This window comes from uncultured Rhodoblastus sp. (assembly GCF_903903185.1).
Lineage (GTDB): Bacteria > Pseudomonadota > Alphaproteobacteria > Rhizobiales > Beijerinckiaceae > Rhodoblastus.
The window spans coordinates 31,021-54,169 of the sequence record NZ_CAIUXT010000171.1 but is presented as its reverse complement, the minus strand read 5'-3'; the positions used below and the strand labels follow the sequence as shown (position 1 = coordinate 54,169).

The 23,149-nt window shown below is 59.3% G+C and carries 22 protein-coding genes; 9 read left to right on the top strand and 13 right to left on the bottom strand.

The annotated features are described in order from the left end of the window. Positions 1-484: ATP-binding domain-containing protein (locus QZY01_RS16140; protein WP_294539046.1), on the top strand; the 484-nt coding region annotated here is incomplete at its 5' end. A gap of 325 nt (positions 485-809) precedes the next feature. Here QZY01_RS16140 and QZY01_RS16135 read toward each other — a convergent pair. Together QZY01_RS16135 and QZY01_RS16130 are read right to left on the bottom strand one after the other, a co-directional pair. Beyond that, positions 810-3,674 carry a TrlF family AAA-like ATPase gene (locus QZY01_RS16135; RefSeq protein WP_294539044.1) on the bottom strand — a complete coding sequence of 955 codons (2,865 nt, stop codon included), beginning with the start codon at positions 3,672-3,674 and terminating at the stop codon, positions 810-812. Positions 3,675-3,714: 40 nt separating this feature from the next. Then, the gene (locus QZY01_RS16130) at positions 3,715-4,104 is read right to left on the bottom strand and encodes a hypothetical protein (RefSeq protein ID WP_294539041.1); all 390 of its coding nucleotides are present in this window, start codon (positions 4,102-4,104) and stop codon (positions 3,715-3,717) included. A 78-nt stretch (positions 4,105-4,182) separates the two neighbouring features. Between QZY01_RS16130 and QZY01_RS16125 the strand changes: the two genes are divergently transcribed. Both QZY01_RS16125 and QZY01_RS16120 read left to right on the top strand, forming a co-directional pair. Next, on the top strand, positions 4,183-5,457 hold the full coding sequence (locus tag QZY01_RS16125; protein ID WP_294539038.1) for a DUF2779 domain-containing protein: 1,275 nt from the start codon (positions 4,183-4,185) through the stop codon (positions 5,455-5,457). A 320-nt stretch (positions 5,458-5,777) separates the two neighbouring features. Further along, on the top strand, positions 5,778-6,488 hold the full coding sequence (locus QZY01_RS16120; protein ID WP_294539035.1) for a hypothetical protein: 711 nt from the start codon (positions 5,778-5,780) through the stop codon (positions 6,486-6,488). A 4-nt stretch (positions 6,489-6,492) separates the two neighbouring features. On the opposite strand, the gene QZY01_RS16115 is transcribed toward QZY01_RS16120, so the two are convergent. The 7 genes from QZY01_RS16115 to QZY01_RS16085 all read right to left on the bottom strand — a co-directional run bounded on the left by QZY01_RS16115 (position 6,493) and on the right by QZY01_RS16085 (position 12,743). Then, positions 6,493-6,918 carry a TrmH family RNA methyltransferase gene (locus QZY01_RS16115; RefSeq protein WP_294539050.1) on the bottom strand — a complete coding sequence of 142 codons (426 nt, stop codon included), beginning with the start codon at positions 6,916-6,918 and terminating at the stop codon, positions 6,493-6,495. A gap of 417 nt (positions 6,919-7,335) precedes the next feature. After that, positions 7,336-8,013 carry a metallophosphoesterase family protein gene (locus tag QZY01_RS16110; RefSeq protein WP_294539032.1) on the bottom strand — a complete coding sequence of 226 codons (678 nt, stop codon included), beginning with the start codon at positions 8,011-8,013 and terminating at the stop codon, positions 7,336-7,338. A 76-nt stretch (positions 8,014-8,089) separates the two neighbouring features. Further along, on the bottom strand, positions 8,090-8,641 hold the full coding sequence (locus QZY01_RS16105; protein WP_294539029.1) for a hypothetical protein: 552 nt from the start codon (positions 8,639-8,641) through the stop codon (positions 8,090-8,092). Positions 8,642-8,730: 89 nt separating this feature from the next. After that, a complete protein-coding gene (locus QZY01_RS16100; RefSeq protein WP_294539026.1) occupies positions 8,731-9,075 on the bottom strand; it encodes a hypothetical protein in 345 nt (114 codons plus the stop codon). Positions 9,076-9,211: 136 nt separating this feature from the next. Next, positions 9,212-9,418 carry a hypothetical protein gene (locus tag QZY01_RS16095; protein ID WP_294539023.1) on the bottom strand — a complete coding sequence of 69 codons (207 nt, stop codon included), beginning with the start codon at positions 9,416-9,418 and terminating at the stop codon, positions 9,212-9,214. Positions 9,419-9,651: 233 nt separating this feature from the next. Then, positions 9,652-10,860: a PD-(D/E)XK nuclease family protein gene (locus tag QZY01_RS16090; protein WP_294539020.1), complete on the bottom strand. Its 1,209-nt coding sequence runs from the start codon at positions 10,858-10,860 to the stop codon at positions 9,652-9,654. A 38-nt stretch (positions 10,861-10,898) separates the two neighbouring features. Further along, the gene (locus tag QZY01_RS16085; RefSeq protein ID WP_294539018.1) at positions 10,899-12,743 is read right to left on the bottom strand and encodes an AAA family ATPase; all 1,845 of its coding nucleotides are present in this window, start codon (positions 12,741-12,743) and stop codon (positions 10,899-10,901) included. Between the two features lie 257 nt (positions 12,744-13,000). Here QZY01_RS16085 and QZY01_RS16080 point away from each other — a divergent pair, with 257 nt between their 5' ends. After that, the gene (locus QZY01_RS16080; RefSeq protein WP_294539015.1) at positions 13,001-14,083 is read left to right on the top strand and encodes a WYL domain-containing protein; all 1,083 of its coding nucleotides are present in this window, start codon (positions 13,001-13,003) and stop codon (positions 14,081-14,083) included. Here the strand turns inward: QZY01_RS16080 and QZY01_RS16075 are convergent. Further along, a complete protein-coding gene (locus tag QZY01_RS16075) occupies positions 13,987-14,358 on the bottom strand; it encodes a hypothetical protein (RefSeq protein WP_294539012.1) in 372 nt (123 codons plus the stop codon). The genes QZY01_RS16080 and QZY01_RS16075 overlap by 97 nt on opposite strands. Positions 14,359-14,934: 576 nt before the next feature. On the opposite strand from QZY01_RS16075, the gene QZY01_RS16070 reads away from it, so the two are divergent. Beyond that, positions 14,935-16,476, top strand: a complete 1,542-nt coding sequence (locus QZY01_RS16070) for a Fic family protein (RefSeq protein WP_294539009.1) — start codon at positions 14,935-14,937, stop codon at positions 16,474-16,476. 755 nt (positions 16,477-17,231) lie between these two features. On the opposite strand, the gene QZY01_RS16065 is transcribed toward QZY01_RS16070, so the two are convergent. After that, complete coding sequence (locus QZY01_RS16065; protein ID WP_294539006.1) at positions 17,232-17,531, bottom strand: hypothetical protein; 300 nt, start codon at positions 17,529-17,531, stop codon at positions 17,232-17,234. 16 nt (positions 17,532-17,547) lie between these two features. Further along, entirely contained in the window at positions 17,548-18,162 is a 615-nt protein-coding gene (locus QZY01_RS16060) for a DUF3489 domain-containing protein (protein ID WP_294539003.1), read from the bottom strand. Between the two features lie 413 nt (positions 18,163-18,575). On the opposite strand from QZY01_RS16060, the gene QZY01_RS16055 reads away from it, so the two are divergent. From QZY01_RS16055 to QZY01_RS16040, 4 genes are all read left to right on the top strand, one after another. Next, positions 18,576-19,133 carry an ISAs1 family transposase gene (locus QZY01_RS16055; RefSeq protein ID WP_294539000.1) on the top strand — a complete coding sequence of 186 codons (558 nt, stop codon included), beginning with the start codon at positions 18,576-18,578 and terminating at the stop codon, positions 19,131-19,133. Next, positions 19,081-19,707, top strand: a complete 627-nt coding sequence (locus tag QZY01_RS16050) for an ISAs1 family transposase (protein WP_294538997.1) — start codon at positions 19,081-19,083, stop codon at positions 19,705-19,707. The genes QZY01_RS16055 and QZY01_RS16050 overlap by 53 nt, the downstream gene beginning before the upstream one ends. A 104-nt stretch (positions 19,708-19,811) precedes the next feature. After that, on the top strand, positions 19,812-20,240 hold the full coding sequence (locus QZY01_RS16045) for a secondary thiamine-phosphate synthase enzyme YjbQ (RefSeq protein ID WP_294538994.1): 429 nt from the start codon (positions 19,812-19,814) through the stop codon (positions 20,238-20,240). Positions 20,241-20,243: 3 nt separating this feature from the next. Beyond that, positions 20,244-21,545: a RuBisCO large subunit C-terminal-like domain-containing protein gene (locus QZY01_RS16040; RefSeq protein WP_294538991.1), complete on the top strand. Its 1,302-nt coding sequence runs from the start codon at positions 20,244-20,246 to the stop codon at positions 21,543-21,545. A gap of 1,015 nt (positions 21,546-22,560) precedes the next feature. Here QZY01_RS16040 and QZY01_RS16035 read toward each other — a convergent pair. Beyond that, positions 22,561-23,112 carry a Crp/Fnr family transcriptional regulator gene (locus QZY01_RS16035; RefSeq protein WP_294538988.1) on the bottom strand — a complete coding sequence of 184 codons (552 nt, stop codon included), beginning with the start codon at positions 23,110-23,112 and terminating at the stop codon, positions 22,561-22,563. Positions 23,113-23,149 lie beyond the last annotated feature (37 nt).

Sequence of the window (23,149 nt, the reverse complement as noted above, 5' to 3'; positions counted from 1 at the left end):
GAACATGGGCGAGAAAATCGAACGTTTCGGCTCGGCCTTCGCTCCCGGCGACAAGGTCATGCAGACCGAAAACGATTACGACCGCGAGGTGTTCAACGGCGATCTCGGCAGGGTCACTCGCATCGACCCGACCGACGGCGTCCTGATCGCCGATTTCGACGGGCGCGAGGTCGAATATCAGTTCGGCGAACTCGATGCACTCATCCCCGCCTACGCCACGACGATCCACAAGTCACAGGGATCGGAATATCCCGCCGTGGTGATCACGCTGGCGAAGCAACACTACACCATGCTCGCCCGCAACCTTGTCTATACGGCGGTCACCCGCGGGAAGCGGCTGGTCGTCATCGTCGGGCAGCGAAAAGCGCTGGCCATCGCCATCCGCAGCCATGGATCAAGGCGGCGGTGGACGAAGCTTCGGGAGTGGCTGATGGGCGACCGAGGCGTTCCGGAATCGAATGAAGGCGGTCTGCGCGTGATTTGACCTTGCTTATCCGGTTCCGCCAGCTCGGAACACAACTCCCAAGCCACGCGGAAACTCCCTACGCGCATATAGCTGCCGTTCGAAATGGCGGCTGTACGCCGGCTCGGCGCCAACACCAGAAATTCATTGATGCACAAAGGCGCAAAGCGTTTTTTCAAGAAGCGGCCGTTCCCGCAGACGCCATTGATAAGCGGAGTTTATAAGTCCAATCACAATACACGTGCTACTCGCACGGATCCAGGCTTCCGATTTAAGGCCGCCAATTACCTCGGCGTCATGATCTGTTGGAAACAATTTGCCACTCGGCTCCCGATGGCTCTGCGGCTTACCTGCCTTCCCCCTCGAAACGGTATTTCTTTCTCCGGAGGTCGAAGGCCTTCTGGCCGCCCTCCATGACGGTGGTGATTGCGGCGCGCACCGGCGGCGTCTCGATCGCTCCGTCAACGTCGATGACGACGCGGGCGGCGTTTTCGAACGGCCGTCCGTCCGACACTAGCGAAGCCATGGCAATGACCTTGTCCGCGTCGCCGTTGACGACGAGATTCGGGTTATGCGTGGCGAAGATCAGCTGCCTTATGTTCTTGGACGTCTTGATGAGGTCCACGATCCGCATGATGACGCGATTGTCGAGATCGTCCTCCGGCTGGTCGATCACCAATGTTCCGGCGGCCTGGTTCAGGAGAAGCTCAAGGAGGGCCGAGGCCTGCTGTCCCGGCGAGGCAAGATCGAAGGAGACCTTGTCCCCGCGCTCGTCGATGTATGTCAGCTGGATGTAGTCGCGCGGGACGGCGGAAATGATCTCGCCCACGATCTGGTCCGAGAGCTTGGCGTAAATCTTGGCGGCAGCCTGGTCGGTAATCGCTCTTTCTCCGGCGCAGAAATCGATGATCTGCTGGCTGATTTCCTTGCCCGGCGCCTGCGGCTTCCCTGTCGAAATCTTGTTCTTGTATATGGCCATGATGTCGTCGCGGACCTTGCTCCAGCCGGGACCGCCATCCTTTGCGACCGCGCTCACCCATAGTTCGCACCTGCCGAGGGCTTCGCGGACCGTGCTGCCTTCGAGCATCGCAGCCAGCGTCCGGACATATTCATCCGGCTTCCTGTCAGGCTTCATTTTGGCAGTGAGATTCGCCGATCTATTCTCCACCAAAGCCGCAGCGTCGCGCAGGATCTGACGTCTCTTTTCAAGCAGACCGTCGAACTCGGAGATCGCCGCGTCAAACTCGGCTTGGTAAGCCTTCGTGTCCATGAACTTCTCGGCGGCCTTCGACTGGGCGGCCTCGGCCTCGGTCCGCTGATCCGTCAGCTTTTTGAGCTCTTCGAGCAAGACCCTGTGGGCCTGCTGAGCCACTGTCGCCTGCTTCAGGCTTTCCACGAACGGCGCGCTGGAGATCTCAAATTTTCCGCCGCAGGCGACAAACGTGTCACTCAACGACTGGATCGCCCCGCCGATCGCCTGCAAATGACCGGCGACCGTCTGCTTGACGAACGCCAGAGCGGCGTCGGCTTCGGCAACCTCGGGAAACGCTCCGGCGTCCTGCAAAGCGCCGGTTTCCAACCGGAGGATGGAATCCTTGAGCTTGTGCAGGACGAGCAGGTCCTCCTTGGCCTTGTTCGCCCCGGCCATGAAGAAGTTTCTTGCACGTCCATACAGCGGCGCTTTCTCAAGCGCTTCCATGCTCGCGGCGTCTACGCCTTCCTCCTTTAGTCGCTTGTTGAGTGCCGCAATCCTGAAGGAAAGGTCCTCGACGACCAGCGTGGCTTGGCCATACTCATATTCGGCCTGCCAACCGGACGCGACCTTTTGTAGCGCGGTCGTCAAGCTGCGCTTCGAGTTCTGGACTTCGCGATCGACTTTCCGGCGGCGGTCGAGCTCCTCGGCCGCGACGATTCCCGTGATGTGGTCCGCGACATTCGCCTTGCTGTCGGTCATCGTCGTCGACAGCTCTTTTTGATGGAATGCGCGCGCCTGGAATCTGCGTTGCGCCAAGTCTGGCGTGATCCTTTCGGCTGCGCGTCCGACGGTCGTGACCTCGATCATGGCGCTGTCGGCGCCGGTGCGCCTCCAGGTCTCCGTCGCGCCTTCACGCTCGACAACGACCTCGACATACCCTCCGTCGAGGGTCTGTGACAGGAGCTTTGCCTCCCTTTCGCGGCCGCCGATTTCGGAAGCGCTCGGCGCCGGGAAGTCCCCGTCAGCCCGTCCAAGACCAAACCGCAGGTATTCAAGCAGGGCGCTTTTGCCCGAGCCTCGTCCGCCTATAAAGGCCGTGTATCCCGCGTTGAAGGTCAACGTCAGCGGCTCGATCCCCGTCAGCTTCGACAGGACCCGCAACTCCACGATCCTCTCGCCGGGGATCGAAGGCGCGACATGGGAAATCCTCGCCTCGTCGGCGAGAAACGCCTGCCGAAGCGCCTCGGTGCTGAATTCGCCGATCTTGATCCAGCAGTCGCGGGCGCCGAGCCGTTCCCATGTCGCGCGTTTGTTGTCGCCGGTGGCGATCAACGCGCGCCGACGCAGTCCCCATTCCCGAACCTCGCCCTTGGCCTTCTGGAGCGTCCCCTCCTCCAGTTCGGAATGATGGGACTCGAAATAGAAGCCGTCGCAATCGAGCTCCTCGAAGCGCGCGTGGTGACCTGCGGCGTTTAGCGACTTGTGGGCGGAAGGATTTCCGAAGTGGGGGATCAGAAGGCAGACTTCCTTGAGGCGCTTGTCGTCGGAAACGGTCTTGAACAGTTCCTTGATCGAAAAACCGCAGATCTCCGTGGGGCAGGTCTTAGCGTCCGCAGGCGCCGAAGGGGTCACGTTGCCAAGCTTCGAAAGGAGCTTCTCCCAATCCCTTGGATTTGAACTGGAATCGAAAAGCGCGATGGCCTGTACGGCGTCGTTGCAGGTGATCTCGACCCCGGCGAAGACCTTTATGTTGCTCTCGCCGCTAGCGAGAAGGTGGCGATGGACGTACTCCACCATGCAGGCGTCATGGTGATCCGTTATCGCGACCGCCTTCAGGCCTTTGTCCTGGCAGGCCGCGATGAACGATCCCGCCCAGGCCAATCGCGCCGCCTCGCCCTCTTCGCTTCCGCCGGGAAGATCAGGAGACCCAGCCCAGCCATGATCCCGAGGAGTATGGCATTGGAGGTCGGCCTTGTGCCAGACGGCGCCGGGATGGTGTCCTTTTGCGAAAGTCATCGGTGATCCAAACGTGAAAGCGATTCGAAACACCTGAACTTTACCGCTTGGGCGCTGCTATTAAAGCGCCGCTTCCAACAATCGTCGAAATCACTGCGAACCCGACATGGCCACGCCTCTTTGGCGGGAAGGGTGTTATCCGGAAAGCGACAAATGTTGAACGCCATAGTTGCGACAAATCGGTCAGAAGTTTCCGCCACTCGCGAATGAGCCCGTTGCATCCGAGCTGACGATGGACGAACATGGGGATCGTGTCGAAGTTCTTGCCGAGGATCGAGTGGGCATCCCGCATCTCACCAAGTCGCGCTATATCGCCGGTCTGCAATGCCTTCGACGCCTTTGGCTTCTGGTCAATCAGCCGCCGCCCTATGAGCCGCCTGAACCGGGCTCGCCGTTGGACATCGGCCAACAAATCGGACTCAAGGCCCATTTGCTCTTTCCGGGCGGCGTTTTGATTGACGAGGCGCCATGGGCGCACGCGGCCGCCGTCGCAAGGACAATCGCCTTGATGGCCGACGCCAACACGCCGGCGATCTTCGAAGCCGCGTTCAAGCACGACGGCATTCGCGTTCGCGTCGATGTTCTGGAGCGACTGCCAGATGGAAGCTGGGGCCTGAGAGAGGTCAAAAGCAGCACCGGTCCGAAGGATCACCATCTCGACGACATCGCGCTTCAAGCCCACGTCGTTCGGGGCGCTGGCGTCACGGTTTCGTCGATCGAACTAGTTCACGTAAACAACGCCTACGTGCGCTGCCTCGATGGCGTCGAGTGGCGCGCCTATTTCGTGCGCGTCGACGTTGAAGCCGGCGTCGAGGCGAGGCTCGCCGAAATCCCTTCCCGACTGCCGGCGATGCGCGAATGCCTGGCCAGTGGTCAGGCTCCATTCATCGAACCCGGCCGCCAGTGCAGTTCGCCCTACGGCTGCGAATACTGGGATCAATGCACCGCTGGCAAGCCCGTTGATTGGATCATTCGGCTGCCGCGCCTGTCGGAAGCAAACGCTACTGAGTTGAAGGCGCTGGGGGTCGAGGCGGTCTCGTCGATTCCGGCAGAGTTTCCGCTCACCGCCAAGCAGTCGGTCATTCGTGAAGCCATTGTTAGCGACCGTCCGTATATCTCGGATGATCTGCCACGCCTTTTGACGGCGTTCGGTCCGCCGGCCTGTTACCTCGATTTCGAAGCGATGGCCCCGCCGATTCCGCTCTATCAGGGAACGCGTCCCTATCAGACGCTGCCCTTCCAGTGGTCGTTGCACGAAATCGACGGCGTCGGCAGGCTCGGTCATCTCGAATTTCTGGCCGACGGCGCAGGCGATCCGCGACGGGAATTCGCAGAGACCCTGATCGCTGCGTTAAGGCGATCCTATTCGCCGATCATTGTCTATTCGTCCTACGAAAAATCCCGACTGCGGGAACTTGCCGAGGTTTTCCCCGATCTCCGCTCGTCCCTTGAGGCTGTGATCGATCGATTGGCCGATCTACTTCCTGTCGTCCGCCAATCGGTCTATCTCCCGGCTTTCGACTTCAGCTTCTCGATCAAGACTGTCGGACCGGCCCTGTGTCCGGATTTCGGCTACGATGACCTCGACGGTGTGGCCGACGGACTCGCCGCAGCCGGCGCCTTCCTGCAAATCGCCAGTGGCGCCGTCGTCGATGCAGATGAGACCGCGCGATTGCGACGCCAGTTGCTCGCTTATTGTGAACGCGACACCCTCGCCATGGTGAAGGCGCACGCAGCCCTCCTAGAACTCGCGGGGCAACCGACCATCAACTTGGCCCCTTGATAATGGCCGACGGTTTCGATGTACGTCGAATAAACTTCGTCAAGACGCTCCGGTTTGACCCGTGCTCGCGCCAAATTGGTGTCGCCTCGATCACCATGGCATTCAGGAAGGAGGGACGCGGTAACGCGCTGATTTCCCCGCGCCGCCCGCTCAGATTCACACGTGCCGTGCTACTGCAAATGGCCCCTGCCTGCCTCCGGTAATGCCGCGCGTCGCTGATTTGGATAAGGGTGCAAGTTGCGCTCCTCGGGGATCTACGTCCGCATTTGACGCAGACGACGCTAAACCTGGCTTGAATATCGCCCACAGGATGTCGCCCAATGAATTCATCGCTGCATGCCAAACAGGCGCCGTCGACCGATTTCGGTGTTTTGGCCATCAGAACAATCGGTGGAGAATGTCCCGAATGGGCGGCAGGATTTCCGCCCTTAACAGGGACGCCGACCGTTGAGATATTGATCGTCCGCGAGGCGGCGCCCGATTTTGCGACCAAGCTGTCGTCCGGGGCGGCCACAGGCGCCAACGCGCCTTGGCTAATGCTGGTCGTCGATGACGCTCTCCCGCCCGAGAATTTCATTTCCGACGGCGCTATATGGGCGATCAGCGCGACCGCGCGAGATCTCGACATCATCGCCGAGGCCTTTTTGCGGTTGGTCTGCGGACCATTGATGATTGGCGTAGATTTGGCCGACGCCTTGGACGTCGCAGGTGGGCACGCTTTCGTTCCGCATTTCGGACGAGGAGCGGTCGTCGAAGGGCTTTACGGCGACGTTGTGCAGTGCGATCTCGAAAATGCATTGCGCTTGTTCGCCGAAACAAAATTCGATGACGGCGTCTTCATCCTCCAATCCATTTCCGAAGCCGACGACGAGCAGTTCGACCTTGTAAAATCCGACGAACTTTTCACTTCGCTTCTCGGAGAGTCGCGCGCGCGCCCCGCCCTGGTGACCTCATATTGCGGCGCGAGCGCCTCCGCCGTCATTGCAATTTCATTCAAGAAGCCGGCCACAGGCGCGGGAACGGAACGCTGATCCGCTAAACGCCCGCAGACGAACTCTCGGCCTCGGCGCGACGCGACAGCTCGTAAAGAACGATCGCGGCCGCCGTGGAGACATTGATCGAATTTGCCATGCCGCGCATTGGGATCTCGATGACGGCGTCGGCCAGATTGACGACTTCCTGAGAGACGCCATCGGTTTCACCGCCAAGGACCAGGCACACCGGAAAGCTTGGGATGAACGCTTCCGGACGAACGCTGTTCGCCGCGAGTTCAGCAACCACTATCTGGTTGCCGTCGGCCTTCGCACGGATAACCGCTTCCTCGGCTGAGCTTTCCTGCGACCAGGGCGTCCAATATTGCGTTCCGCGCGCCGATTGCGACAGGCGACGATTGCGCAAGTGGATTTCGGCGCCCGTGACCACAAGCCGCTGGACCAGCATCGCATCGCAAAGCCTGAAAATCGCCCCGTATTATAGCCCTGCGTCACCCGGTCGAGCACGACCATGATCGGAAAGCGCGGTTTTGCCGCAAAAGCGTCCCGGTCGCATTTTGATCGACGCAGCTCCTCGGTTGAAAAAACACTGATGGTCCAACTCTTCGCTCATGAACCTCGCGCTTCAAATTCCGAACGAAATCTAATCAGTATCCACGCCAATATCGGACGTATCTCGTCAAATGCGACTGGGTAGAACGATGGGCGATCAAGTACGCGCGGCGCGCAGGCCCTTGTTTGGCAGGCAGAACGACAGGGCTTTGGACGCTGCCGCCGCCTTGATCTTCTCCGCCAGGGCGCGCAGATCGACGTCGGCGCGTACCGCCCGAAAAGGATCGGGAATAGGCGCTGCATTATCCAAATTCGTCCACGCGGCCCAATAGCTTCAGCGCGTGCTCGAAGCTTTCACCTGAAGAATCGCGACAGGCTTCGGTTGTAAGCAGTCGAACACCGCAGCCGTGAGGCGCCCTCCATAAACTGCGGCGGTGTCGAGGTTGATGCGATTCTCCTGCACGTCCGACTTCAGGACGGGCGTGTGACCGTGGACGATGTATTTCTCGTGCGGCCTTCTGTCCTTTAAGAACGAATGCCGGATCCACAATTTGTCGGAGTCGTTCTGATCTTTCAGCCTGACGCCCGGACGGATGCCGGCGTGGACGTAATAGCGCAGCTCGTCTTCGCAGGACGTTGGCAGTTCGGCGAGCCACGCGGCGTCATCGCGCAAGAGTTCGATATTCGGATAACTCTCGACCGTCGCGTCGCCGCCGTTATCCGGGCTCACCCAGGTTTGCTTGACGCCAAGCTCGCCACCCAGCGCAGCCTGCGCCATCATGAGTTCGTGGTTGCCCTTCAGATTTATGATGGAGGCGAAACCGGGATATAAGCTTCGCAAACGATGCCGGATCAGACGCACCACCCGAAACGAGTCCGGCCCGCGATCCACATAGTCGCCCAAGGTGATCAAGCGCGCGGGCTTGCCCGCCGCGTGCGCGCCGCACAGATCGAGCAACTCGACAAACTCTTGGAAGCACCCGTGAATATCGCCGATCACGTAGGTTCGCATTGCCGCGCCGCTCCTTGCTCACAACGAAAACCTACGACAAAATCGGACGCCAGATTGCGGCGGCTGAATGTTTCGTTCACGAAACGCGACAGGGCAAAAGGATTGGCGGTGGATCGCGCTCGGCGCGCGGGTTCTTGTCGGTCAAAGCCGAAAAATTGATCATACAGCCGCCGCCACGCAGATGCTCCGTCTGGTCATCGTTCGGCAGCAGCCGCGCCCAGGTGGCAAAGTCCGGATCGCCATGCAGCGCCAGCCATTTGGCCTTGGCGAGGTTGTCGTTGACCCATTCCAGAAAGGGCTCGAACAGATGGTCGACCCAGAGCGCCGGTCGGTCGGGAAACACACGCCGCGCCTCCGGCAAACATAAATCGCAGAAAACGCCGCCGCCACGCGCTTGTCGCGGCTCCGCTTCGAGGCTCAGCAGCAAATCCCAGCAATCGTCCGCATATTCCGCGGCGACATTGATTTCGTAAGTCGTCAGCACGCCCTGGATGGCGGTGTTGATCCCGACGAAGGAAAACTCCCAAAATCTGTCGGTTCGCCTTCCGAGCCGGATTTTCACGCTGAAGCGGTCATGGTTCTTATCGAGCCACGACGAGAAAGCACGTTGGATTTTGCGACGCGGCATGCGATCCACCGACGATTGAATTGCCGACGCCCACCTTGGCGCCGGCAACGAAGTGGAAAAGAGCGGGCGGGAAATCCCGGCCCGAAATGTCAGCGTCGTTTCGACGCCGGACGCTGCTCCGGCTTCCTGCCCGATTTCGACCCCGGGCACCGGTTCGGGTCGGGCGTCGGGTCCGGCACGACGCCCCGGCCGGGGATCAGAGTTCCCGGCCGGTCGACCTCGATGACCATGCCGCGAAGGCCGACATGGACGCTCATGGCGCAATGCAAACCGTCGGGCAGGATGGCAGGTGCATAGGCGATATGCCGCCCGTGCGATTTGATTGCATTTCCGGCCTGACGCCACAGGGCCGAAAGCGACCGCGCTCCATCCGGCCCCGCGGCCAGAATTTGATCCGCGAGGTCCTGATGCAGGCGTATGGTGATTTCTGGCAAGACTGCCTCCTCTGGCTCAAAGCGAACGGAACCCACGCTGCGGAAATCGCAGCGCGTTTCGGTTCGCGAGCAGGGGAAGGAGGTTAGGTCATGGTGTTCCCAATAATTGAATTCTCGTTTGACCGCAAATTTTGGCTTACCGCGCCGGAGTGGTCGCGATTTGCCGCCCATGTTCGTCGAAGGTCAGAATGACCTGGCACCTGCGAACGTTGATGGTCGAAGACGTATAACCAACCAGACCATCCTGAGGTCCAGGCCCCGCTGGAATCGTGCAGACTTGGCACCCCTTTTCATCGTAAACAAAAATCTGAATTCCGCGCTGAACCACGTTGCCAATCGCCATGACACATTTCCCTTCGCACGAATGGTCGCCTTTCGGCGCCGACGCTGCGGCGGTATCGAAAGCTTAGCCTCGCCGCTTGGCGTCACAAAAGGACAATAGGCGCAAGTTGCGTCAAATACGGACGCATGTATGGTCTGAAGCATTCGACTTGGACCCGATGGCAAATTATTCAAATCGCCAAAGGTTCACCCGCCTGACTCAGATCCAGGATATCCATGATAAATTCTCGCGCATCAAAGGAGGTTATTAACTGCGAGGATTCTCTCTACCCTCTTCGCTAATTCGGCCATTTTATTGGCCATAATATTTTCACGCGAGGCAATTTCCTCCCAAGAAGCCGCCTTGTTAGTCCAGTCACGATCTGCTTGGAATATGCCGTAGTCAGGGCATGCAACTTTTACCCAATACCAACATTTCAATGTAACTGGGCTACAATCTCCGCTGTCGTTAAATTCTTTTGTCAAAATTTCACGAAGTTCTGGATGCGTTTCCTGCACCGCATTCTCTTTTACGATACCGTAGCCAAAATTTCTATAATTTTTAAAATCAAACTGAAAACATAAACGAAATGTGTGAGCGGCACGTAGTTTAATATTCCATGAAAAATTTTCTTCTCCAGGTTTATTTTCTATATTTACAATATACTCATCACCCAACTTTTGCTTTAACTTATCTATAAGAACGAAGGCGAGCTTGTTTTTAATCGCATCAACTGAACTTGCGACGTCCATAGCCGCTGCGACTCGCTCCTCATTCTCAATAACATACTCGACCACGCGCATTTGCTCCGCCATATCAAGCCCTCCATTGCCAAAGTTTTTATCAAGATACTTCTCAATATCTAATAACGTACAGTTTATGTTTAGAGCACGGCATAGACTTCGACATTCGCGCAACCAAGGAATAAGTTGAATGACGCCAATCATAATTAGATGTCCAGAGCTACACTCTTCTAGCATACACTCCTGTTTAATACTGTGATCTTTTGGATCTCTACCGTCTAACGATAAATACACTAGGCAATAATTATCATCATTTATTTTTTTAATAAATTGAATGTAATCAGATACCTGATTTTTTAAATCTACCGCGCCATTAGATTTATTCTCAACGGCAATTACCCATTCTTTTTCTTGAACGACTATATCGATATATCTCTGGTTAATATATGCCTCACGTCTAACAGAAACCGTTTTCGGTGACCTTGCAGCCCATTTTTTGCTAATAATTTTAAAAAATAAATTTAAAAATATTACCCCTTGTCCGTGACTTGCATTAGGGTTCAATAACCAAGCCAATATAGACGAAATACGACGCTCATCTGGTTTAATAATTTCGAGAAAGTTAAAGTCCGGCGCACATTCAGCCGCATAAAGCTTCTTCGCGTGGGTCACGCTCTTATTTACGGAAACTATTCCATTTACAAATGTTTCATAATCCATGTGCGTGTATCCATTGGACAGCGGAAATGGGACCTATCTCAAAAGCCAATTTTCGTTCGGCTTGCTTCCGGCTTGGCCGCGACCTCTTCCTCCAACCACTTTGCAAACTGCACGGGATCGCGTTCGCCTAAAATCTCAGCCTTGCGCGCAACGATAGCGAAATCCCCCGGCGTCAAAAACTCCAGCTTGAGAATAGACCTCGGCGCCTCGATTCCGAAAGCCCTAAAAAACGCTGCGGCGATTTGTCCTTCGTCCATCGGCAGAAACCGCACCTTGAACAGAAAGCGCCGCGACGTGGCCGGGTCGAGCATCTCCGGCGCGTTGGTCGTGCAGGCGAAGGGGAGCGGATGCCGCTCCATCCACGTCAGCATTTCATTGACCTGGGTGACCTCCCAGGAATGCCGAGCCGCGCCGCGATCGCGCAGCAGGGAATCCGCCTCGTCCAGGATGAGGAAGGCGCCGAGATCGGCGGCCTCCTCGAAGGCGGCGGCGATCGCCTTTTCCGACTCGCCGAGATAGCTCGACGCCAGATCGGAATAGCGCTTTTCCAGAACCTCCAGACCAAGTTCCGCCGCCAGATGCCGGGCATAGGCCGACTTTCCCGTACCCGGCGGTCCGGACAGGCAGAACGACAGAGCCTTGGAAGGCGCCGCCTTGATCTTCGCCGCAAGGGCGCGCAGATCGACGTCGGCGCGGCTGAGCGACGGATTGAAAGCAATCGGCGCCGGCGGCGACGCGATCTCGCCAAAACCCATCGCCTTCAGGCCGCCGCCCAGAATTTGCAGCGCCTCTTCGCCAGAACCGCGCATGCGGGCGGCGGACAGGATGGCGTTTTCAATCAGCGCCGGGGCCGCCGGCAAACGCGCCAACTGGCCGATGGCTTTCACGTCAAGGTCGATGCTGGTCCGGCTGGCGACGCGTTCGACAATTCTTTGGCGCACCGCAATGCCGGGACGAGGAAAACGCACCACCAGATTCATCCGCCGCACGACCGCCGGCCCAAGCCGCGAAAGATCGTTGGTGATCCAGATCGTCGGCACGCGCGTCTGTTCGACCAGACGGTTCATGAAGACCTTTGAACCATGACGCGTCGCGGCGTCGTCCTCATCGACGCCGGCAAACAGGTCGTCGGCCTCATCGACAACGACAATCATTTTTCCTGCCGCCGCGCCCAGTTCGGTGGCGATCATCAGCGCCGCGACCCGTTCGCGGCGATTGGGCTCGTTGGCCTGCTTGTCTGCCTCGCCGATGAAATGAACGCCGCGCTTCACGCGGGCGCCCAGCGTCTTGGCAAATTCGCTCTTGCCCGTGCCGGGCGGGCCATAAAGTAGAATATTGGCTCCTCCGCCCTCACTGTTCTCCACAATGCGGGCGGCGAGATCGCGCGCGCCGATATGAGCGAAATCATCCCAATCCAGCGTCGCATGACGCGCCAGCCCCAACAGCTGGTCACGCACCTCCCGCCCGGAAAGCCGGCGCATCGAAAGGATATGCTCGACCGTGTCGGTGAGGCTCAGATTTTCGCTCGAATCCATTTCCATGAGCCCGAACCGCAACAAGGCGCCATCCTTGCTCAAATCGCGCATGTCGATGCCGGGACGGAAGACCATGGACAGCTCCTTTAGGTCAAAGGCCTGCTGGCGACACCGGTAATGGGAGGCCCCATTGGCGACGATCAGGAGTTCACTACACATGATATTCCGGGACGCCAGCGCCAGCAGCGCGAGCAGGTAGCCCTGAGACGACGTCAGCCCGCAACATTTGACGAAGAAATCAACCCGCTTTTGCAGCGGCGACGCGGCCGGTTCGATCTCGCGCGCCCTGGCCAGGGCGGCAGCGCGCCAGACCCGCCACTCCTCCCGACGCACACGCCGGGTTTCCACCAGGTTTCCAAGTTCATAGTCGACGCGCTCATTCAGATGCGGAAGCCGAAGGCCGCGTCCATAGGTTTTGATCCAATCGAGGATATCGCCGTCGCCGTCGGGGGAAACGTTAAATCGCTTCGCGCTTATAAACGCACAAAAATATTGAAGGATCGTCCATCGGTCGTGAATGTGCATGATTGGCGCCCTCTTGACAGGAACAGGAAATAGCACGCTGGTACGTCAGGATCGGACATGGTAACGTTGGGCTTCTCGACATGAGACTGGAAAAAACCACCGCCGTTCTCAAGCTGGCGCGCGCGCTGGCGAGCAATTGGGAGGGGATGACCCTCGACGAAATGGCCGATTTTATCGGTGCGGGGCGGCGCACGGCCGAGCGCATGCGCGACGTGGTGGAAGATGTTTTCGGCGTGCTGGACCACATCGATGATGGCCGCAAGCGACGCTTTCGCCTTGCCGCGCGCGGACTCGATCGTTTTGTCACGACGCCGACGATCGACGAACTGACCGAACTGGAAAACGCGGCCCGCGCGCTCGAAACGGCCCAGGCCCCTGATCGCGCCGCGCATCTCCACTCGTTGCGAGACAAGATCGGCGCCAGCCTCCGCACCGACGAACGCCGCGTTCTTAGCCGCAATGTCGAAGACCAGATCCGGGCCGAGGCATTTGCCTGTCAGGTTGGCCCGCGCCCGATGTCTGACCCGTCCGTGCTTTCTTCCCTTCGCGAGGCTTTGCTGGCCGGGCGCGTCGTCCGCTTTAATTACGGCGGCGATGACGGAGAACCACCGCGCTGGCGCAAGGTTGTGCCCTACGGCCTGCTATTCGGGCCGCGTTATTATCTTGTCGCCAGCGTCAAGAGCCGGCCCGGTCCGGTGCTGTTTCGCCTGGACATGATCCACGACGCAAAGGCGACGGAAGAGCCGGGCGCGCCGCCGGACGACTTCAACCTCAAAGCCTACGCGGAGCGTTCTTTCGGCGTGTTTCAAGAAGATCCCGAAGACGTGGAGTTGCGCTTCGCGCCATCGGCGGCGCGCGACGCTCGCACTTACCTCTTTCACCCTACTCAAACCTTCGCCTACGAAGCCGACGGCTCGCTGACGGTGCGCTTCCATGCAGGCGGCGTGAAGCAGATCGCCTACCACCTGATGACGTGGGGGCCGGCGGTGACCATCGTCGCGCCGCCGACGCTGCAAGACGAGATGTGCGAGCAGGTTGAGGCGCTGCACGCGCATTATGTCGCGTCTCAGCCGTCAGCCGGCTCGAAGCGACGCCCATCCACACGGAACTCAAGCAAATCATCGTCGCGAAAAGTCCCGATAACCAGTGTCAAAGGCTCCTGAAAATACGGGCTAGCAGCAGCATTTTCACTGGGATCGAACTGCGGGGTCGGCAAAATAGCGGTGACGATCGCGGGCTCGCCGTAATCGGGGAATTTCCTGTTCTTCAGTCCCGGCTTCCACATCACGAACTGTCCCTTGGCAAAAACATTATATTGGTCCAGACGTTCGGCTAGTTCCGACAGCATACGCTTATGGGTTTCCGCCGGATTGTCGACCTGCGGTCCATCCGCCAGACGGATTGCCGGGAAATTTCGGTCGGTCTTTTCGTTTTTCATGCTCGCTCCGCACCGGTTTCATTCAATGAAACGACTATGCCATACCACTACGACAGAAGCGGACGTATGAAGGAGAGATCCTAGGATTGATTGTCCTGACGTCAAGGTCCGGTTCCGATCATTTCCTCCCATAGCGCGCAAGATTGGCGACTGGCCGCTTCGGGTCAGGATGCGACGGTCGCTGGCGGGTCGGGAAGGTCAGCAATCGGTCCGACTTGAGACCATCATGACCTGCTTGGTTTGGCGCCATGGCAAAACCACGCTCCTGAATGGTGTGGAAATTTCATGGGAAAATTTCATAAAATGGGCGGAGAAGCAGTAATGCCCACTGGGCCCAAAGCCGATCAGGCGGGGAGCAAACGAGAACTGCGGTTCCAGCCGCCTGCCCGACCGGCTTTCCCGGGCGGCTGCGGAATTTTCCACGAAAAACCCATTAGCCATCACTCCTTGCAGGAAAATGCCCAATTTCAGCTTTTCGAATAAATTCGCTCCAGTTACGGTTTTTCATAACTCTAAACGAGTTTTCATGATAAACACGTATTGCGAACGAAAAATCAGAATTTGGGATGAATTTTCATGGTGCGTGCGCCAAAGCACAAATTTTCAGGGCCAGTCACGGTTTTTCATGACCGAAGGCTCCCGGAGCAGGCCGTGCCCATCGGCTACGCCGCCCTGATCGACGCCCTTCATCTGCACGTCCCGACGCCGCGCACTTTGTCCGCCATCGGCCCGCGCCACAAGCAATACGAGCAGGACGGCTGGCGTATTTACACGCCGCGCCATGCCCCGAAGGCCGATATCGAGGGTCATCTGACCTTCGCTCTCAAATATGAAGGGCTTGATCTCGGTGTTCTGAAGGCGCTCTTCTTGGCCACGGGCCCGGCGCCGATCGAAGCGATCGTCCGTGCCACGCCGACGGGCGCCTACGCCAGACGGACCTGGTTCCTTTACGAATGGCTGCTCGAGGCCAAACTGGACCTGCCCGACGCCGAAAAAGGCGCCTATGCCGCCGTGGTCGATCCCGAGCTGCAATGGGCGGCGCCCGGCGCGACTTCGCCCCGCCACCGCGTCAAGAATAACCTGCCGGGAACGCCGAATTTCTGCCCGATGATAACCTGGACGGACCGGTTGCGCGCCTTGACTGCGAGCAACCTGAAGGAGCGCGCGCGCGCTGCGGTCGCAAAGGTTCCGGCGGATCTATTGGGGCGCACGGCCGCCTTTCTGCTGCTGAAGGACTCTAAGTCCAGTTTCGCCATTGAAAACGAAAATCCGCCGCAGGACCGGATTCAGCGCTGGGGCCGCGCCATCGGCGACGCCGGCCGCCATCCAATTAATCTCGAAGAACTGCTGCGGTTGCAGCGCCTCGTTATCGGCGACGCCCGTTTTGTCCATTTGGGTCTGCGCGAGGAGGGCGGCTTCGTCGGCGAGCACGACCGCGACTCCGGCGCTCCGCTGCCTGTCCATATTAGCGCGCGCCCTGAAGACCTTGGGTCATTGATTTCCGGTCTGGTCGAGTTCGACCGCGTGGCGGCGCTCCATCTCGATCCGGTGCTGGCCGCTGCGGCGCTCGCTTTCGGCTTCGTCTATATTCATCCGTTCGAGGACGGCAACGGCCGGCTGCACCGTTATCTCATCCACCACGTTCTCGCCGAGCGCGGCTTCAATCCGCCCGGCATGGTCTTTCCGGTGTCGGCGGCGATCCTCGACCGGATCGACGATTACCGCCGCGCATTGGAAAGCTATTCAACGCGTCTTTTGCCGCTAATCCAGTGGGAGCCGACGCCCGGCGGCAATATCCGGGTTCTCAACCAGACGGCGGATTTTTATCGCTTCTTCGACGCCACGCCGCAGGCGGAATTTCTCTATCAATGCGTCGAGCGGACCATCGACGTGGATCTGCCGGCCGAAACGGCTTTCCTAAAGGCCTACGACAGTTTTCGACGCAAATTGGCCAACGTCATCGACATGCCGGACCGCACCGCCGACCTGCTGTTTCGTTTCTTGCGGCAAAACGACGGCGAGCTGTCGAAGCGCGGCCGCGAGCGGGAATTCGCCGAACTGACGGACGACGAGGTGGCGCGGATCGAAGCGATCTACGCCGAAGCATTTGCCTCCTGAAGGCGCCTGAATTCAGAACGGGCAGGGCGCGCATTTCGCCTTGAGCTCCGTCCCCGGAAGTGTATGCTCCGACTGTACCCGGCGTGTGCGACGGGCAAGGGAATCAAGGGTTTGCGTGGCGCCATGCCGCTGGGTGGGTATCCTCCCGCCCCAGCCAGCAAGTCATTGATTTTGAAGACTTTTCCTGTGAGATTCAGACTCCATTGTGGGCGAACGCGGAGATTTTGAGTCACTGTGCGTCGCACGGAGGCGATCACAACGTGAGAAAAGTCTGTGCAATGAGTTTGAGCGCATAAGCCGACGTAATTTCAAAGGCTTAAAATTTTTCGACACATTCGAGTTCGAATCACTACATGGCAGCCATACATTCCTGGAAATTGAGACTTTTGGCCGCACGGGCGCAAAGCCCCGCGTTTCCGGGGCTTTTGGGTAAGCCGGTCATATTTGAGACCGCTTCCAGGTGCTATTCAACGCGGTTTTGGCGGAATTCTTCGCCCGGTCTGACGCCGCGAAGTTGCAATGTCTAGGAAACTTCCGCTCAGACCGGTTCGATTTGGGCAGAGACTGGTTCGGCTTTGCCTCGCCGGTTGCGAGGGAAGCTGGGCTCTTCAGTGCAGGCCGAACATTTTTTCCTGCTCCGCCCACGAATGAGGCAGCGCCAGGGGGAGCCTGGAAACGCTCAGGCCGGTGGACGTCACTTCGTTGGCGAGAGCCTGAATGATTTTCGGCGAGAGGAAGGCCAGCGGAGCAAGCCGTCAGACGTAACGCACGCCGATCTTCTCGACCTCGGCGATTGCTTCGAAGGACGCGACCTTGCCGCCGATAATTTCATCCATCCACTTGCGGGCGCGGGCGATCGCCTGCAACAAGGCGTTGCGGTCTCGAGCGTCGAGCTTGGGCGGCTGGCCGGAAACATAAGCGACGCCTTTGAGCAAGGGGACCGTTGGGACAAACGGGAGGTTCCGTTCCGTTCCTCCATTGGCATCCGGCCTTTTCATAGCGACCGCAATATGATCGGCGAAAACAATGACGCGTTCGATTTCTTCGGCCGCCAAGTCCCTATCCGTGGTTTCAGCATTGGGTTGGAGAACACGACGGATGACTTGGCAAACGAGGCCCTCGACGTCGGGCGCGCTGACACGTTTTATGGTTCCCGCTTCCGCCTTGCGGTTTTGCAGCACTGGGTGTGAGACATAGTACCGATAAGCCAGTGAGCGCGGCCCGGGGCGTATTCGGCAGCCAACCGGTCGCATTGACCAGAGCGTCAAGCGTGGAGCCCGCGTTTTGCGACAGCATGTCGATGACCAGGGCTTGTTTCGAACCGGCGCGCGGCGGCAACACAGGTGGTTTCTGTTCGTCGTCAGCGCGCGGCAATTCGTCTTTCGCAGGATCGCTTACCGCTTCCGTCGGCTGCGCCTCAAACGGGCCGCCGTCGTCGACGACGCCGATCGCCTCGCGGCCAGCGGTTGTAATGACAAGGCTGATGCGCTCGCCCTCTTCAACCTCGCGCCAGACGGGCATTCCCCGCTCAGCAACAACCACCTGCATCAGGTTGCGCGCCACAAGGCTCGATCCGACCAAGGCGGCGCTGGCCTTGTTCAAATTTGCTGGAATAGTCGCCGCGCCGTCGTCCCGTGCCGCGGCCTTTGACAAGATAATGACTTGAGTGTCGGTAAGTTTTGGCATTTTCCTCGCCTTTGCTTGCGACAGCATCGGCCGTCACCAGCGCGACCCCGCGAGGGCTCGAAAGCCGGCAGGGTAGGAGAAAACGTGGCCTCGATCGGCGCCGCCCGGAGCCAAACAATGCTTGGCTTGGACTTGAAGTCCAGCTTGTTCGGGGGTAAGGTCAGTGTCGAGCAGGTTGGGGCCGGGATCTATCCGCTCGTGGTCGGGAGATTCGTCTTCGTCCTGCGCTGCATCGGGCTTGCGGCGGGTCCATCCCGGCGTGGGCAGGGGAGCCAACCAGGGCTGTTCAACCCTCTTTACTGAGTCCCAGATACAACAGCTTTGAAGGTTTGATGCGTAGGGCGCGCCGGGCGATTCCGCCGAGCGGAAAAGTCTGAATGCCTATGAGGCGACCGAGTCAATCGGAGGTCGCCATGAAGTCTTCGGGACCGTTGCTCTCGATACTCGCCACAATCCCCGACCCGCGCCGCGCGGAGGGCAAACTTTACCAGTTGCCGCACGTGTTGCTGTTTTCTATTTTTGCCATCGTCACCGGCGCCAGTTCGTATCGCGGCATCCAGACGTACTTCACGGCGTATCGGCAGGCGCTGAACAAAGTCTTCAAGATCAAGTGGAAGAGGGCTCCGGCGCATACGGCCATCCGCCACATTTTGCAGGGCCTCGACGCCACGAATCTGGAAAAGGCTTTTCGCGAACACAGCGCCAACCTCAGCGTCGCGCCCGGTGGCGCCGAGACTTGCGTCTTCGCGTTCGACGGCAAGACGCTGAAAGGCAGCTTCGACAATTTCAACGACGCCAAGGCCAAACAGGTGCTCAGCGCGTTCGCGGTCGATACGGCGCTGGTGCTCGCGCACATCGAGATCGATGAGAAATCTAATGAAATCCCGGCCGTGCAGAAATTGCTGGCCGAACTCGACGTTGCCGGACGCATTTTCACGTGCGACGCCAAGCACGCGCAAAAGAACCTTTGAAGCCGCTGCCGCCGCCAACGCCCATCAGATTGTTCAGCTCAAGGACAATCAACCGATCCTGCGCCACGACGTCGAAGCCGCCTGCGCGACAGCCACGCCCCTGTCCAGCGAGAAGCGCGTCGACAAGAACCGGCGCAACCGCCACGAAACCCGAGCAGTCGCCGTGTTCGAAGCCAAGCCGGCGGTCGCTGGAACGGAATTGGAGCCGCATGTGGCGGCAATCATCCGGGTCGAGCGCACGGTCCTCCGTTTCCTGCCAGCCACAGGACCCTGGGAGCACAGCAGCGAAATCTCGTTCTATCTGTCCAGCCGCCCCATCACGGCCAAAACCGCCGCAGCCGCAGTCCGCCGACACTGGCGAATAGAAAATACCTCGCATCACTCGCGAGATGTCACGTTCCGTGAAGATGCATCGAGAATCCGAAAGAATCCTGGCTTTTTCGCCAGGTTGCACAGCTTCGCTTACAATATCCTGAAGTGCCATCAAACCGACACGACCCCACAGGACCGCCTCGCCGCCGCTTTCGGCGGACTCAAATCAATGCTTGCAATGACCTTCAGCAGAGAGCGTTGAATGCGGGCTTGCCACTGATCAAACCTGCGCGAAGCCTTTAGGGTTTGCCTATCAATAGCATGTGCGATAACGTTCGGCTTGCTTCCCGCCCCCCAGGTAACCCCATGAAGATCCTAAGAACGCGGATCGAGTTCGAGACCGTCGAACCGATCCAGATCCTCGATATTACAGGACGGGTCCGCGATTGGCTGAGAACGACCGGAATTCGCGAGGGTCTTCTAACCGTGACGTCGCCTCATACGACGGCGCGTGTCAATGTGAATGAGCGCGAGCCGCAACTGCAAAAGGACATGGTGACATGGCTGAAGCGATTTGTGCCTTGCGATGGAGACTGGCTGCACAATCTTGTCGCCGTCGACGGACGCGACAACGCTCACTCCCACATCCTCGGGCTTCTCATGAATTCATCCGAGAGCATTCCGGTTGCGGACGGCGAGGTGGTCCTCGGCAGCTGGCATTCCATCCTTTTTATTGAACTTGATGGCCCGAGGGAACGTCGCGGGCTTGAGCTTCAAATCATGGGAGAAGCTTGATCCATGACGCCGGGCGATATTGCGGGATTCTACGCCAAGCGGGGTGATCTCAATCCCGAAGACTACATCGAGCTTGATTTCACCTTCGAATGCGCTGGCGATCCGCGCGAAGCTGCCGCACATCTTTGCAGCGAGCAATCCACGGCGCAATGGCGTCGCGTCGGCGTGGACGAAGACTTCCGCCCGCGCTTCGCGGCGAAGGTGCTCGACCTGGAATCCGAGCCGCGCCCTTCCGGGTTCAGCATCCCGGTCGAGTGCGCGGTCCTGGGTCCAGTATATTCGGTGCGTGCTGCCATCGCCCACCCGCATGGCAATTTCGGGCCGCGCATTCCCAATCTGCTGTCCGCTGTCTGCGGCGAAGGCGTTTTCTTCTCGCCCGGCATTCCCCTGATCAGGCTGCAGGACATCCGCTTTCCGGACTCCTACCTCGCGGGATTCGAGGGGCCGAGGTTCGGCATCGCCGGTTTGCGCGAGCGCCTGCAAGCCTTCGGCCGCCCCATCTTTTTCGGTGTCATCAAGCCGAACATCGGGCTTCCCGCGGAGCCTTTCGCGGAGCTCGGGTTTCAAAGCTGGCTTGGCGGCCTCGACATCGCCAAGGACGATGAGATGCTGGCCGACATCGGCTGGTGCCCGCTCAGCGAGCGCGCTGCGGCGTTGGGCGAAGCGCGCCTCCGGGCGGAGCGTGAGACGGGCGTTCCGAAGATCTATCTGGCCAATATTACCGATGAGGTCGACCGGCTTGCGGAACTCCACGATCTGGCGGTCGCGAAAGGCGCAAATGCGCTCCTCATCAACGCGATGCCGGTTGGATTGAGCGGCGTTCGGATGCTGCGCAAGCACGCCACGGCGCCACTTGTCGCGCATTTCCCATTCATTGCCGCATTCAGCCGGCTTTCGGGCTACGGCATTCATTCCCGGGTGCTGACCCGGCTGCAGCGGCTCGCAGGGTTCGACGCGGTCATCATGCCGGGCTTCGGCAGCCGCATGATGACGCCCGAGCACGAGGTTCTGGAATGCGTCCGCGCATGCCTGGAGCCCATGGGGCATATAAAGCCCTGCCTGCCAGTGCCCGGTGGCAGCGATTGGGCAGGCACCCTGGATGGCGTCTACCGGAAGGTTGGCAGCGTGGACTTCGGCTTCGTACCGGGACGCGGCGTTTTCGGCCATCCGATGGGACCGCGTGGCGGCGCCGCAAGCATACGGCAGGCATGGGATGCCATCTCGCAGGGAATCCCACTTGCGAAATATGCGCAAACACATGCTGAGCTTCACGCCGCGCTGGAGGCCTTCGGCCAGCGAGCCTGAGTCTTAGCGCCTGGCGATTCCACCGCTGTGGCCCGCACGCCCGAAATTGGGGCGCACGCAGCGTCATCCTGTGCGCGGCGCAGCGCGGAGCGGTGCGCTGCAGACACGGGATCGTAAAACACAACGACCTGAGTTTGGAACGACTCGTGGACCGTGCGATTCATCATGCGGAAGTCCTTCAAATCAGTGCTTGTAATGACCTTCAGCAAGGAGCGTTGAGCAGCCTGGCGAGCCAACGAAGCTAACGGCAAGCCCGCGAATCCGGGGGGCCATCCCCGCGTGGGCGGCGGAGCCTAATCTATCGCATACCATTCGCCATGAAGTTGGGGACCATCCCCGCTCGCGTGGACGGGGAGCCAAGGCCAGCGCAAGCCCGCGACGTCACAAGCGGGTCCATCCCCGCATGGGTGGGGGAGCCACGCCGCGCCCATGCGGGGATCAGGCAGGGTCCATACGCGCGTGCCCGCGTGGGCGTGGCAGCCGAGCGCCGGCCGTGCGCCGGAGTCGCAATAGCTGGTTCATCCCCGCGTCGGCGGTCGACGCGAATGACGGGGCGCAGTTTTAGGGAAACGCCTAGCCGCCGGCTCGCGTCCAAATCAGGCATGGCTTTGGCGGCGAGGGTTCCGACGCCGAGGGCAGCGAAAGCCTTTTGCCACCTCGCCCCCCAGCCCTTTTCGCAATTCGCCACGGATCCAGCGCCTGCATGTTCCCGGCCATTTGCTGCACACATCGCCGGGCGACGTGAAAGCTGTTGACGTTGCCGTTTGTGACGACGGCTTCACTTTTCAATTTCATCCGCACGTCGCCGGACGCGGCGCGCAAGACCTCGGGCGCGTTTGCTCCGAACAGGTGTATTGCCGCACTGATCTTTCTGGATCGTGGCCGGATAACCGTCGAGGATGGGCACGCTGAAACAGGGCCAACTGCCGGCTGACCACCTCACGGCCGGCGCCGATGTCTTCCGCCAGATTTTGATGCGTCGCGGTGACCGCCCCATGCTCCCCGGCGCGGGCCACTAATGCAGCGACAAGCCGGGCGTCCACCCGAAAAAAGCGATCGTCGCGATCAAACGGGTCATTTCCGAGAGCCGCGCTCTAAAACGTTCGAACACGAATTGTGCGAAAATCGCTGACTCGCGCAAAAGACAAAGAAACAAAATCGGCGGAACAATTACAAGGCGCAGATCGCTCTCCGCCATGCCCTCGGCGGAATATTTTAGGTCGCCGAGCATGCAAAGCGTCGTCTGAACGCAGGTTTCGCCAGGGAGTACGCGATAAAGCACCAACCGGCGGCCATTTTCAGCGGTCAAGCCGACGCGGATGCGCCCGGTCAGAAGCAGCACAAAACCGGGGCACGGTTCGCCCGGTGCAAACAGGCATCTGCCTTTGCGAATGTCCATCGGCAAACAGCGAGCAAGCGCCGAACGTGACGGATCTTCGAGGCGTGCAAGCGGCGGAAAAGCGTCAAGCCAAGCCGTAGCCGGTTCCTGTTTCAAGCGAAACGTCCCTATCATTGATCTTCCGGACTTTAACTTTAAAACCTGCGATTTTGGCGTATTCCGTATCAATTATTCGACATTGCCAGTTCGGTCCATGGATGGACTG

Bases quoted from the DNA above. Each gene is read 5' to 3' on its own strand.
- QZY01_RS16135 (WP_294539044.1), bottom strand. From the start codon at position 3,674: ATGACTTTCGCAAAAGGACACCATCCCGGCGCCGTCTGGCACAAGGCC.
- QZY01_RS16130 (WP_294539041.1), bottom strand. From the start codon at position 4,104: ATGGGCCTTGAGTCCGATTTGTTGGCCGATGTCCAACGGCGAGCCCGG.
- QZY01_RS16125 (WP_294539038.1), top strand. From the start codon at position 4,183: ATGGCCGACGCCAACACGCCGGCGATCTTCGAAGCCGCGTTCAAGCAC.
- QZY01_RS16120 (WP_294539035.1), top strand. From the start codon at position 5,778: ATGAATTCATCGCTGCATGCCAAACAGGCGCCGTCGACCGATTTCGGT.
- QZY01_RS16110 (WP_294539032.1), bottom strand. From the start codon at position 8,013: ATGCGAACCTACGTGATCGGCGATATTCACGGGTGCTTCCAAGAGTTT.
- QZY01_RS16105 (WP_294539029.1), bottom strand. From the start codon at position 8,641: ATGCCGCGTCGCAAAATCCAACGTGCTTTCTCGTCGTGGCTCGATAAG.
- QZY01_RS16095 (WP_294539023.1), bottom strand. From the start codon at position 9,418: ATGGCGATTGGCAACGTGGTTCAGCGCGGAATTCAGATTTTTGTTTAC.
- QZY01_RS16090 (WP_294539020.1), bottom strand. From the start codon at position 10,860: ATGGATTATGAAACATTTGTAAATGGAATAGTTTCCGTAAATAAGAGC.
- QZY01_RS16080 (WP_294539015.1), top strand. From the start codon at position 13,001: ATGAGACTGGAAAAAACCACCGCCGTTCTCAAGCTGGCGCGCGCGCTG.
- QZY01_RS16075 (WP_294539012.1), bottom strand. From the start codon at position 14,358: ATGAAAAACGAAAAGACCGACCGAAATTTCCCGGCAATCCGTCTGGCG.
- QZY01_RS16070 (WP_294539009.1), top strand. From the start codon at position 14,935: ATGGTGCGTGCGCCAAAGCACAAATTTTCAGGGCCAGTCACGGTTTTT.
- QZY01_RS16060 (WP_294539003.1), bottom strand. From the start codon at position 18,162: ATGCCAAAACTTACCGACACTCAAGTCATTATCTTGTCAAAGGCCGCG.
- QZY01_RS16055 (WP_294539000.1), top strand. From the start codon at position 18,576: ATGAAGTCTTCGGGACCGTTGCTCTCGATACTCGCCACAATCCCCGAC.
- QZY01_RS16045 (WP_294538994.1), top strand. From the start codon at position 19,812: ATGAAGATCCTAAGAACGCGGATCGAGTTCGAGACCGTCGAACCGATC.
- QZY01_RS16040 (WP_294538991.1), top strand. From the start codon at position 20,244: ATGACGCCGGGCGATATTGCGGGATTCTACGCCAAGCGGGGTGATCTC.